We start from the raw sequence: 12,464 nt of genomic DNA, 5'->3' as shown, positions 1-12,464 counted from the left end.
GTCAGCGGGGGAGCGTGCCTGCCGCCATGGCGCGGCTGAGATCGACGCCGCTTTGGCCCGTGGCGCGCATCGCAGCAATCAGGCGCGCGGCCTGATCGGCGGCTTCGGCCACGGGAAGGCCCGCGTTGCGGATGTTCGAGATGCAGTTGCGCGCGCTGTCGGGCGTGTCGGGGCGGGGCAGGTGGATGACATAGGCCCCAAGGCTGTCGGCCGCTGACAGGCCGGGCCGTTCGCCAAGCGCCATCACCACGGTTTGCGCCCCCATGGCGCGAGCGATCCCGTCCCCCAGCGCAACGCGCGCCTGCCGGGCGAGGATGACGGGCGAAAGCCGCAGGCCCATCGCGGTCAGCCGGTCAAAGAGCGCGGACAGGAAGGCCACGCCGTTCAGCGCCACCGCTGTGGCGGAAAGCCCGTCACCCAACACCAGAGCGACGTCGCAGGGATAGGCATCGGCAAGCTGCGCCGCCTCGGTCTCGGGGAGGCGGCGGCCGAGGTCGGGGCGGCGGATGAAGGTCGCGCGGTCACCCGCCGCGCTGGTCACGGTGCGATGGGCCATCCCGAGCCGGCCGAGGGCCGAGGCCAGGGCGGGCAGGTCCAGTTCCGCCGCGACCGCCGCCCGCGCCCGGGCATGGTCGAGCGCGAAGGCCAGCGCTTCGGGCGTGGCAATGGCCCGTCCGCGGGGGCCGAAGGTCAGCCGCGCCTCGGTCAGGGCGCGGATTTCGTCGCGGGGGCTGGGGGGCTTCGGGCTCATGCTGCGGGCAGCCGCAGGTGCGACAGGGCGGCATCGAGCGGGGGCAGGTCGGCGTCTGGCGTGCCGATCCCGTGCCGGGCCATCCATTCGGCGAATTCGGGGGCGGGCGGCCGTCCCAGCGTGTCGCGGATATAGGCCGCGTCATGGAAGGACAGGCTTTGGTAATTGAGCATGATGTCGTCGCCGCCCGGCACAGTGATGACAAAATTCACGCCGGCCGTGGCAAGCGCCGTCAGGAGAATATCCATGTCGTCCTGATCGGCCCAAGCGTGATTGGTGTAGCAGACGTCGACGCCCATCGGCAGGCCCAGAAGCTTGCCGCAGAAGTGATCCTCGAGCCCCGCGCGGGTGATCTGCTTGCCATCGGCGAGGTATTCCGGGCCGATGAAGCCCACGACCGTGTTGACCAGAAGCGGGCGGTAGCGGCGGGCCACGGCATAGGCGCGCGCCTCCATCGTCTGCTGGTCCATGCCGTGATGGGCATCGGCGGACAGCGCCGCGCCCTGACCGGTTTCGAAATACATCAGGTTCGCGCCGGGTGGCGCGCGGTTCAGGGACGCCACGGCCTCGGCGGCTTCATCCAGCAGGGAGAGGGTCACGCCGAAGCCCGCGTTGGCCTTGTCCGAGCCGGCGACGGATTGGAAGACGAGGTCGACGGGCGCGCGGGCCTCCATCGCGGCGAGGGCGGTTGTGACGTGGCCGAGGCAACAGGTTTGCGTGGGGATCTCAAGCTGGGTGCGGATTGCGTCCAGAACCTCGCAGATGCGGATGTAATCGGGCAGGCTGTCGGTGGCGGGGTTCACCCCGATCACCGCGTCACCCGCGCCCATCAAAAGCCCGTCGAGCGCCGAGAGCGCGATGCCCCGGCTGTCGTCGGTCGGGTGGTTGGGCTGGTTGCGGGTCGACAGGCGGCCGCGCAGGCCGATGGTCGAGCGAAAGCGCGTGACGACCTCGACCTTGGCGGCGACGGCGATCAGGTCTTGGGCGCGCATGATCTTGGAGACGGCGGCGACCATTTCGGGCGTCAGGCCGGGGGCGAGGCGGGCCAGCGTTTGGCCCGTCGTGGCGGGATCGAGGAGCCAGTCGCGAAAGCCCCCCACGGTGAGCGAGGCGACTGGCGCAAAGGCCCGGGTGTCATGCTGCGCCATGATGAGGGCGGTGACGCCATCGCCCTCGACCTCCAGCACGTCCGCGAGGAAATCGGACAGGGGCACATCGGCCAGGCAATGCTGCGCGGCGATCCGTTCCAGCGGGCCGTCGGCGGCGAGACCGGCCAGCGCATCGCCGCTGCGTTCGGGCGAGGCGCGGGCGAGCAGCCCCTTGAGCGAGGGGAAGTTGTAGCGCGTGCCGTTCAGGTCGATGTGATAGGCCATGGCGCAAGCTGAGCACTTCTGCCGCGTCGCGGGCAAGGGGCAAGCGGTGGTCAGTCGGTCTGAACCTCGTCCAGACCACGGGCCAGCGCAACGCCGATGGCCGCGATTGCCGCGAAAAGCAGCAACACGACGGCGGGGCCGAACCGGTCCGCCACCAGTCCGAAGAGACCGCCCGCCAAGAGCGCCACGCCGACCAGCGTGTTCGAAAGCGCGGTGTAGCGGGCGCGGAACGCATCCTCGGCCATGTCGGTGAGGTGCAGCTTGCGGCCCGCGCGGACGCCCTCGTAGGCGATCTGCGCGGCAAAGATCGCCCCCGCCGCGCCCCAAGCGCCGCCAAGGCCGCCGAAGCTCAGGGCAAGGGTGGCGATGGCCGCGAAGACCAGCGCGGCCAGTGCGCCCGCAGCCATCAGGGTCTGGCGGCTGGAGCGGTCCGACAGCCGTCCCCAGACATAGGCCGCCGAGATGGAGGCCGAGGTCGAGGCGATGACAAGCGGCCCGAGGTCGCCCAGCGACGCCTGTGCCGAGCTGGCCGACAGGAGCACGATGAAGGGCGGGGCCAGCGCCGTGACCGCCAGCGCGACACGCGAGGCCACGAAAAGCCGCAACTGGCCATCGCTGAGGATCGGTTCGACGAGGGCGGAGAGCCCGCCATCCCTGTCCGCGTCTTCGGGCGTTCGGGACGGTTCGCGAAGCCGCAGAAAGATCGCGGCGGCGACCAGAAAGGCCGCGCCCGCCACAGCGACCAGCACGGCAAGGGGGGTGATCGCCGTCTCGAAAAGACCCGTGGCCAGAAGCGCGCCCACGGCCAGCACGCTTGTTGCCGCGACCGATCCAGCGATGCCCGTGACGGTGCCGCGCCGACCCTTGGCGATGGTGCGCGCGAGCGCGTCTTTCTGGCTGACCGATGCGCCCGCCCGCGCCATGGCGAGCAGTCCGAGGCAGGCGAGGATCGCGCCACCCGCAACGGCGCCGTCGAGCGTCAGGGCGGCAAGGGCGATGCCGAGCGCGGCAAGCCCCTGAAGGGCCGCCGCCGTTGCCCAGATCCGTTTGCGTTGGGGGCTGGACTCCACGTAGCGGGCCAGTGCGAGTTGCGGCAAGAGCGCGCCCGCCTCGCGCAGGGGCACCAGCGCGCCGATCATCGCGCCCGGCGCGCCGAGGGCGGACATAAGCCACGACAGAACCAGCTTTGGGTCGATCAGCGCATCGGCCGTCTTGGTCAGGGTCAGGGAGGCCACATGGATGAGGCCGTTCCTTGCCTCCTCATCAGGCAGGTCGTCCGGGGCTGTCCCGGTCAGGCGGGCGAAGGTACGAGTGGCGATCATGACGGCGCTTCCTTTTGGCAAGGATACCTAAGGCAAAGGCCGGTGAGTGCCACCCGTACCGGTCTCAGGCCCCCAGATCGGTGGCGAAGGAGCGGCTGACGCGACCTGCGGCGCGGCGTCTCGCCTCCTCGGCGGCGATGGCCGCGTCGATGCCGCTGCGGTCGGTCGTCCCCGAGAAATTGTCGCGCGTCGGCATGGCGTCCGCGACATGGACAAAGCGTTCGTGGGCCACGTCGTAGAGGCGGCGCAATTCGCCCAAGGGGTCGATGTGGTCATCGGCACGGAGCGACAGCCACGGATAATCCTCTGTCCTGTGGATCACGAGTGCGGCCGATTGCGTGCCGCGCTTGTCGCCGCCCGCGACCTCGCCCGCCTCCATCGCGGTCATCAGGCGCTGGGCGAGCGGCAGGTGCATGTGCGCCTGATAGGCGGCAAGCGTCTGCGCGATCACGTCGGGGCCTGCCAGCATGTTGCCCGCGACAGAGACGCCGTCGCCCGCCACATGGCCGCACCAATCGACGCAATTGGCGCCCGTATGGGCTGCGATATGGCCGGTGCTGTCGATCATGTGGACCTGGCGGATATGCTGGCCGCCGTCGCGCGCGACCATGTCGGCCAGCACATCGGCCCCGGCCTCGCCCTTTGCCATGCGGTCGGCGGCCTCCATCCCCCAGATGGGGGAGACGAAAGCCTGCGTGGCGACCGCGCATTTGCCGCCCCGCAGATGGGGCACCAGCGCGCCCACGGCGAAGAAGCGGCTGGCAACGGCCACGCCGTAATGGCCGGTTTCGGGGTCACGCGCGACGATGGAATAGGTCATCTCTGCCCCCCCTCAGCGTCCGATGGCATAGGCCTGCATCAGGCGCGGGGTCGCCGCAGCCCTGAGCATGCCGCCGGTATCGCGGGAGGCGGCGGTGAGACGCCCGACCGCCCAAGGTTCGGAGACCTCGACCTCGTGGCCCTTGTCGCGGAGCGCCTGAAGCACGGCCTCGCCGAAGGCGGGTTCGGCCATCAGGTGACCCGGCCGCGTGCCGCGCGGGTAGAAGGACGACTGGAAATGCCCGGTGTGGAACAGGGGCGCGTCGATCGCCTCTTGCAGGTTCATCTGCCCGTGGACGAGGCGCAGGAACAAGATCAGCTGCCACTGATCTTGCTGGTCGCCGCCGGGTGTGCCGAAGGCCAGTTCCGTGCCGTCGGGCGCCTGGCCCATGGAGGGGGAGAGCGTCGTGCGCGGGCGGCGGCCGGGCGCCAGCGAGGTGGGCAGGCCCTCGTCGAGCCAGAACATCTGGGCGCGGGAATTGAGCGGCATCCCGAGGCCCGGAACCACGGGCGAGGATTGCAGCCAGCCGCCCGAGGGCGTGGCCGAGACCGAATTGCCCCAGCGGTCGATCACATCGAGATGGACGGTATCGCCGCGCCGTTCGGTCAGATGCGCCATGGTGGGTTCGCCCCCTCCGACGCCGGGCCCTGTCGCCATGTCGCGACCCGCGCGTTCCACGGCGGCGCGCGCCCATGCCTCATACCCCGCGATCTGGCCGGGCCGCTGGTCACGCGAGGCGCGATCCCCTATCAGCGCGCGGCGCTGGGCGGCATAGTCGCGGGACAGGAGCGTATCCACCGGCAGGTCGGTGTGGTCGGGATCGCCGTAATAGGCCTCGCGGTCGGCGAAGGCGAGTTTCATCGTCTCGGTCACGGTATGGACGAAATCGGCCCCGCGCAGGTCCATCGCGCCGACGTCGATCCCTTCGAGCATCCGCAAGGATTGCAGGAGCGTCGGGCCTTGGGTCCACATGCCGCCCTTCCAGACGGTCCAGCCCTGATAGTCGACGGACAGCGGATCCTCGTAGCTGGCGTGCCATGTCGCCATGTCCTGCCCGTTGAGGACGCCTTTGCGCCGCCCGCCGGCGGCATCCATCACGCAGGCCTCAGCCATGTAGCTGTCGATGGCTTCGGCGATGAAGCCTTCGTAGAAGGCATGGCGCGCGGCCTCGATCTGCGCCTCGCGGCCGGTGGCTTTTTCCGCCTCGGTCACGAGGCGTTCCCATGTGTCGGCGAGATCGGGGTTGCAGAACAGCGCGCCTGCCGCAGGCGCGTTGCCGCCCGGCAGCCATGTTGCGTAGGACGTCGGCCATTCGTCGCGGAAGAAATCGGCAAGGCCCGCGATGGTGTTCGCCACGCGCGGCAGCATCGGGTGGCCGTGGCGGGCGTAGTGGATCGCGGGCTCAAGGATGTGGCGGAGCGGCAGGCTGCCATGGTCGCGCAGCATCAGCATGAAGGCCCCGAAGGCGCCGGGGATCACCGTGGCGAGCAACCCTGAACCGGGGATCAGCGTCAGCCCTTCGGATTTGTAATGTGCGATGGTAGCGCCGGCGGGCGTCGTGCCCTGACCGCAGATCATGCGCGGCGCCGGGGCCCCGGCGGTGCGGATCATGAGGGGCATGTCGCCAAGCGGGCCGTTCAGATGCGGCTCCACCACGTTGAGGACAAAGCCCATGGCGGCGGCAGCATCGAAGGCATTGCCGCCCTGTTCGAGGATTTTCATGCCGACCGCCGAGGCGATCCAATGGGTCGAGGTGGCGACACCGAAGGTACCGGTGATCTCGGGGCGGGTGGTGAAGGTCATGATGTTGTCCGTCTCTCTCTGAAATCAGTGGTCGCGCAGAACGCGCGCATCAGTGGTCACGCGGGTCGAGCGCATCTCGCAAGCCGTCGCCCAGCAGGTTGAAGCCCAGCACCACGAGAAAGATCGCGGCACCGGGGTAGAGCGCCATCCACGGCGCCTGTTCGAGGAAATTCTTGGCCACGTTGAGCATCGAGCCCCAGCTGGGCGCGGGGGGCTGCTGACCAAGGCCGAGGAAGGAGAGCGACGCCTCGGCGATGATCGCGGTGGCGATGGTCAGCGTCGATTGCACGAGGATCGGGGGGAAGATGTTGGGCAGGATGTAGCGGGTGATGAGCGCCAGATGGGTCAGGCCCACGGCGCGCGCGCTCTCGACGTAATCCTCGGTCATGACGGCCATGGTCTGGCCGCGCGCAAGGCGGATGAAGATCGGCACGGCGGAGAGGCCGATGGCGATCATCGCATTGGTCAGCGACGGCCCGAGAAAGGCCGCGAGCGCGATGGCGAGGATGAGGAAAGGCGCGGCCAAAAGCGCCTCGGTCACGCGGGAGATGGCGGCATCGGTCCAGCCGCGCAGGTAGCCCGAGAGCACGCCGAGGGGCACGCCGATCAGGACCGCGATGGCGACCGAGATGACGCCCGCCGTGAGCGAGGCGCGCGCGCCCCAGATCATCCGGGACATCACGTCGCGCCCGATCTCGTCGGTGCCGAAAGGATGGGCCGCCGACGGGCCTTGGCGCACCGCGCCCCAATCGGTGACGGCGGGCCCCGGCACCGGCAGGAACGGGGCCAGGAGCGCCACGATCACGAAGAAGCCCACAATGATGCCGCCCAGAACGGCAGCCTTGTTCGAGCGGAACTTGCGCCAGACGCGGCTTTGGCGGCGCGGCAGGGTCTCGGGTGCTGCGGGATTGGTGGCGATACTGCTCATTCGTCCCTCATGCGCGGGTTGAGGATGCGATAGGCCGCATCGGCAAGGATGTTCATGAAGATGAAGGCGACGCCGGTGCACAGAACGATCCCCTGCACCACGGCGTAATCGCGGTTGAAGACGGCATCGACCACCAGCTTGCCGAAACCCGGGATGGTGAAGATCTGTTCGGTCAGGACCGCGCCCGCCAGCAATTCCCCGAAAAGGAGCGTGGTGACGGTGACGATGGGCACGAGCGCATTGCGCAGGGCGTGTTTGATGAGCACGACGCGTTCGGCCAGACCCTTGGCGCGCGCGGTGCGGATATAGTCGGATTTCAGGACGCTCAGCATGGCCGAGCGCGTATGGCGCATCAGCGTGGCGGCCAGCCCCGTGCCCAGCACGAAGGCGGGCATCAGCATGGTGCGGATGGATTCCAGCGGATCGTCGGAAAACGGTTGGTAGCCCGAGGCGGGCAGCCATCCAAGTTTCACCGAAATGAGCAAGATCAGCATGATCCCGAGCCAAAAGTTCGGCACCGAAAGCCCTGACAGCGCCACGACATTGGCGACCCAGTCGATCCATGTGCCTTTCTTGTAGGCCGACAGCACGCCTGCGGGCACGCCGATGGCGATGGCCACGATCAGGGCCATGACGGCCAGTTGAATGGTCACGGGCAGTTTTTGTCCGATCAGTTCCAGCACCGGCTGCTGGGTGCGCAGCGAAATGCCCAGATCGCCCTGCAGCGCGTTACCGACCCAATGGAAATACTGCACGATGATCGGATCGTTCAGCCGGTATTGCTCGCGCAGGTATTCCAGCACCGCCGGGTCGCGTTCCTCGCCCGCCAGAACCAAGACGGGGTCGCCCGGCAGCAGTTTCTGAAGCGTGAAGACGAAGATCGAGATCAGGATGATCGTCGGGATCGCGATCAGCAGGCGTCGTCCGAGAAAGGCGAGCATCGGGCGTCTCCGCAGGTTGGAGGGAGGTGGCGCGCGGGCAGGGGTGCCGCCCGCGCGCCGGTTCAGCTTTGGCTCACTCGGCCATGGTCACGCCGGCAAGGCGGATCATGCCGTCGGGGTAGGGCACAAAGCCGTCGATGCCGGCTTCCATCGCCCAGATCCAGACCGGGTGGTACAGGTAGACGATGGGCAGATCCTGCATCAGGATGGCCGAGGCCCCGTTATAGGCCGCGCGCCGTTCGGCCACGTCGTTGGAGACCCGCGCCCCGTTCAGGAAGCCGTCAACCTCGGCGTTGGAATAGCCCGCATCGTTGATGCCGCCGTCGGTCGTCACGAACTGGTGGATGTTGCCATCGGGATCGACGCGGCCCGACCAGCCGACCTGGCTGGCGGTATAGGCGCCTGCCGACTGGTCGGAGAGGAGCGTGGCGAATTCCTTGGCCTCGAGCGAGATGCGGATACCCGCCTCGGCGGCCATGGCCTGAACCACCTGCATGACCTGCTGCTGCACGGGGTTGTTGGCGACCTGCACGCTGATGTCGACGCCATCGGGATAGCCGGCTTCGGCCAGAAGGGCGCGGGCGGCCTCCACGTCACGGTCCTGGATCGGGAAATCGGCGTTGTACCAGGGCGAGGTCGGCGGCCAGGGCTGGTTGCCGGGGGCGACAGCGCCCTCGAAGACCACCTGTGCGATCACGGAACGGTCGATCGACAGCGACAGCGCCTGACGCACGCGGGCGTCGGTGCCCAGCGGGCCGTTCGCGTTCTCGCCGTTGCCGACGTTGATCGTGATTGCCTGATAGCCGAGCGAGGTCGCCTGTGCGGTTTCCAGCGCCGCGTCGGAAGAGGCCGAGGCGAGGTCGGTCGCGGCCAGACGTTCCAGCATGTCCAGATCGCCCGCGCGCAGGTTGGCCAGACGCACGGTCGTGTCGGGGATCGGCAGGAAGGTCACGGTCTCGAAGGCATAGGCATCGGCGTTCCAGTGATCGGCGAAACGCGACAGGACGATACGGTCCTGCTGGATGCGCTCGACGAAGCTGTAGGGGCCGGAGCAGACCGGGTTCAGGCCGAAGTCGAGGCCAGCGGCCTCGGCGGCGGCGGGCGAGATCATCATGCCCGCGCGGTCCGACAGCTGCGCCAGAAGCGTCGCATCGGGGGCCGACAGGGTGATGCGGATCGTGCTGTCGTCCACCGCTTCGATGTCCGAGATCGAGCTGACCTCGGAGGCGCGGCGGCTTTCGGGCAGGGTGCGGCTGCGGTTGAGGTTGTAGATCGCCGCTTCGGCATTGAAGGGCGTGCCGTCATGGAAGACCACGCCTTCGCGCAGCGACATGGTCAGCGTCATGCCGTCCTCGGAAAATTCCCAGGCCGTGGCGAGTTGGGGGATGATTTCCAGATCGGGGGTGATGTCGACCAGCTTGTCGCAGAGCGATTCAAACACGATCCGGCCGACGAAGGTGCGCGCCTGATCAGGGTCGAGCACATCGGCGTCGTCCTGAAGCCCGATGCGCAGGTCCTGCGCTTGAGCGGCGCCAGCCACCAGCCCGAAGGCCAGCGCGAGCGCGAGGTTTTTCTTGAGTGCCATCAGTTCTTTTCTCCGTCTGTTGAGGGGTGAAATCGCCCTATTCCGGGCTTTTTTGGTGTGGTTTGTCCGCCATCGCCCGCGCGTAGAGCGCGAAGCGGTCGCGGGCGGCGGGTGTGCGGGATTGGGCCACATCGTCCAGACCGTCGAGCGACAGGTCCGCCGCGCGGTGGCAGGCGACGCTGCGTCCCGCGCCCAGATCGGTGAGCGCGGGCCGTTCGCTGCGGCACAGGTCGGTCGCATAGGGGCAGCGCGGGTGGAACCGGCAGCCCGGCGGTGGCGAGATTGGGTTCGGGGGATCGCCCTCGACCATGGTGCGGGCGGCGCGCGCGCCGTAGCTGGCGACCGGGATCGCGGCCAGAAGCGCCTCGGTATAGGGGTGTTTCGGGTTGGCGTAGAGATCGGCGGCAGGCCCGCATTCCACCACCTCGCCCAGATACATGACGGCCACACGGTCGGCCATGTGCCGGATCACGGCGAGGTCATGGGCGATGACGATAAGCGTCAGGCCGAAATCTTGTTTCAGATCCTCAAGCAGGTTCACCACCTGCGCCTGGATCGAGACATCGAGCGCGCTTACGGGTTCATCCCCGATCAGGACGGACGGCCCCGAGGCCAGCGCGCGGGCGATGCCGATCCGCTGACGCTGGCCGCCGGAAAACTCGTGCGGGTAGCGGTCGGCATGTTCGGGGCGCAGGCCCACGCGGGTCAAGAGATCGGCCACCTTGGCCCGACGCTCGGGCGGCGTGCCGATGCCATGGGTGCGCAGCGGTTCTTCGATCAGGGCACCGACGGTCATCTGCGGATTGAGGGAGGAAAACGGGTCCTGAAAGATGAATTGCAGCTCGCGGCGCAGGGCGCGGAGGCGGGCGGGCGGAAGGCTGGCCAGATCCTCGCCCTTGTACCAGACCTCGCCTGCCGTGGGGTCGATCAGGCGCAGGAGAAGCCGGGCAAGCGTGGATTTCCCGCAGCCGCTTTCGCCCACGATGGCGAAGGTCTCGCCCTCGGCGATGTCGAGCGAGACGCCCGCCACGGCGCGCACGACCGTCGCCTCGCCAAAGAGCGGTTTGGCGGTCACGAAGTCCTTGCGGAGGTCTCGGGTCGAGAGGATCGCTGTCATGTGCCGGTGCTCCGCAGGGCCGGGGTCTCGAGGGCGGTGAGGGGCGCATGGGCGCAGGCGACGCGGTGGCCCCCGCCCAGATCGGTCAGGGAGGGCACCAGCGTGCAGGCCGATGTCGCAAAGGGGCAGCGGGTGGCGAAGCGGCAGCCGGGCGGCATCTGGGCGGGTTGCGGCACGGTGCCGGGCACGGTGACGAGCCGACCGGCGCGCGCGCCCAGCGACGGCATCGAGGACATGAGCCCGATCGTGTAGGGATGCTGGGGATCGGTGAAAACCTGTTCGGCGCTGCCCGCCTCGACGATGCGGCCGCCATACATGACCGCGACCTTGTCGGCCATTTCGGCCACGACGCCGAGGTCATGGGTGATGAGAACCATGGCGGCACCGGTTTCCTGTTGCAGGCTGCGCATCAGTCGCAGGATCTGCGCCTGGATCGTCACGTCGAGCGCGGTGGTGGGTTCGTCGGCGATCAGAAGCTCGGGGTCATTGGCCAGCGCCATGGCGATCATGGCGCGCTGGCGCATCCCGCCCGACAGTTGGTGGGGGTATTCGTCCAGCCGCTTTTCCGGGGCGGGGATGCGGACGCGGCGCAACATTTCCAGCGCGCGGGCGCGGGCATCCTGATGTGACAGGCCTTTGTGGCGGCGCACGGATTCCGCGATCTGTTCGCCGATCCTGAGGCCGGGATTGAGCGAGGTCATCGGTTCCTGGAAAATCATCGCCATCTTGCCGCCGCGGATCTGGCGCAGGCGGGCGGTGCCCATGGACAAGAGATCCTCGCCCGCGAAATGTGCCGTGCCGCCGGTCACCCGGAGCGGCGGGGTCTGCAACAGGCCCATCAGCGCGAGCGAGGTCAGGCTTTTGCCGCAGCCGCTTTCGCCCACGATGCAGAGCGTTTCACCACGCGACAGAGTGAAGCCCACATCGTCGACGATGGGCTGATCCACGCCCTTGAGCGCGATGGTCAGCTTTTCCAGTTCCAGAAGCGGTGCGTCGGTCATTCCGTCGTCCCCCGGTCTGTCATGTCTTGGTCGCGCAGGCGTTCCAGATTGGCCTTGAGCGCGGATAGGTGGGCGCGCATCGCGGCGCGCGCGCCCTCTTCGTCGCGGGCGTCGATGGCGGCGATGATGCTGTCGTGCTGACGCGCGTATTCGGCCACCCGTTCGGGCGAGCGGGCCTGTTGGCGTTCCTGTTGCCAGCGCTGTTCCTGCCGCACTTCGTTGATGAGGGTGAAGGCGGTGTTGAGGATCGGGTTGCCTGCGATCCGCGCGATCATGCGGTGGAGCGATCCATCCCAGAGTTCGGCGGCATCCGCGTCGCGGGCGTGGCCCGCGCGTTCGGCCAGCGCGCGCATCCGCGCCACATCCTCGCCCGTGGCGCGGCGGGCGGCCAGCGCCGCCAGTTCCGGCTCCAGCGCCAGACGTGCCTCCATCACGCTGAGGGGGTCGGCATCGGGCGCGATCCGGGCCGCAAGGTGCCCGTTGGGATCGGGTGGCTGGCCCGCGAAGGTGCCTTTTCCCTGACGCCGCCAGACCAGCCCTTCGGCTTCGAGCGCGTCGAGGGCGCGGCGGACCGAGCGGCGGCTGATGCCGAACCGGGCGCAAAGATCGCGTTCGGTCGGAAGCTTCCCCTCGGCCTCAAGCGCGCCGGTGCGGATCAGCTCGCGGATATGCTTGCGCGCGACCGAGGCGTTGTCGGCCGCCGGGTCGGATCGTGGAAGCTCGTCGCGCAATTTTCCACCTCGAGTTGAACCAAAGCCGCATAGGAGCGAACCATTCCACGATTGGTTCGGGCTGGGGGTCGGTCAAGCGATTCCCGCCATCT

11 protein-coding genes are annotated in these 12,464 nt (G+C 68.5%); all 11 read right to left on the bottom strand.

Features of this window, described 5'->3' with window-relative positions; translation table 11 throughout:
* Position 1: 1 nt before the first annotated feature.
* Positions 2-751, bottom strand: a complete 750-nt coding sequence (gene eutC / locus QQK63_RS04505; protein ID WP_277827119.1) for an ethanolamine ammonia-lyase subunit EutC — start codon at positions 749-751, stop codon at positions 2-4.
* The gene (locus QQK63_RS04500) at positions 748-2,124 is read right to left on the bottom strand and encodes an ethanolamine ammonia-lyase subunit EutB (protein ID WP_277827121.1); all 1,377 of its coding nucleotides are present in this window, start codon (positions 2,122-2,124) and stop codon (positions 748-750) included. The genes eutC and QQK63_RS04500 overlap by 4 nt, the downstream gene beginning before the upstream one ends.
* Positions 2,125-2,174: 50 nt before the next feature.
* On the bottom strand, positions 2,175-3,446 hold the full coding sequence (locus QQK63_RS04495) for an MFS transporter (protein ID WP_277827123.1): 1,272 nt from the start codon (positions 3,444-3,446) through the stop codon (positions 2,175-2,177).
* Positions 3,447-3,510: 64 nt separating this feature from the next.
* A complete protein-coding gene (locus QQK63_RS04490) occupies positions 3,511-4,266 on the bottom strand; it encodes a DUF1028 domain-containing protein (protein ID WP_277827125.1) in 756 nt (251 codons plus the stop codon).
* Positions 4,267-4,278: 12 nt separating this feature from the next.
* Entirely contained in the window at positions 4,279-6,069 is a 1,791-nt protein-coding gene (locus QQK63_RS04485; RefSeq protein WP_277827127.1) for a gamma-glutamyltransferase family protein, read from the bottom strand.
* Between the two features lie 49 nt (positions 6,070-6,118).
* Entirely contained in the window at positions 6,119-6,997 is an 879-nt protein-coding gene (locus QQK63_RS04480) for an ABC transporter permease (protein ID WP_277827129.1), read from the bottom strand.
* Complete coding sequence (locus tag QQK63_RS04475; protein WP_277827131.1) at positions 6,994-7,938, bottom strand: ABC transporter permease; 945 nt, start codon at positions 7,936-7,938, stop codon at positions 6,994-6,996. Before QQK63_RS04475 ends, QQK63_RS04480 begins: the two co-directional genes overlap by 4 nt.
* A 73-nt stretch (positions 7,939-8,011) precedes the next feature.
* Complete coding sequence (locus tag QQK63_RS04470; protein ID WP_277827133.1) at positions 8,012-9,523, bottom strand: ABC transporter substrate-binding protein; 1,512 nt, start codon at positions 9,521-9,523, stop codon at positions 8,012-8,014.
* 37 nt (positions 9,524-9,560) lie between these two features.
* On the bottom strand, positions 9,561-10,640 hold the full coding sequence (locus QQK63_RS04465; protein ID WP_277827135.1) for an ABC transporter ATP-binding protein: 1,080 nt from the start codon (positions 10,638-10,640) through the stop codon (positions 9,561-9,563).
* Positions 10,637-11,641, bottom strand: coding sequence for an ABC transporter ATP-binding protein (locus tag QQK63_RS04460; RefSeq protein WP_277827137.1), 1,005 nt, complete (start codon positions 11,639-11,641; stop codon positions 10,637-10,639). Before QQK63_RS04460 ends, QQK63_RS04465 begins: the two co-directional genes overlap by 4 nt.
* Entirely contained in the window at positions 11,638-12,372 is a 735-nt protein-coding gene (locus QQK63_RS04455) for a FadR/GntR family transcriptional regulator (RefSeq protein WP_277827139.1), read from the bottom strand. Before QQK63_RS04455 ends, QQK63_RS04460 begins: the two co-directional genes overlap by 4 nt.
* Positions 12,373-12,464 lie beyond the last annotated feature (92 nt).

It is taken from the genome of Roseicyclus marinus (assembly GCF_030163795.1).
In the GTDB taxonomy this organism is placed as follows: domain Bacteria; phylum Pseudomonadota; class Alphaproteobacteria; order Rhodobacterales; family Rhodobacteraceae; genus Roseicyclus; species Roseicyclus marinus.
Note: the sequence above shows the minus strand (reverse complement) of the source record. Positions and strands in the feature narration are given on the sequence as shown.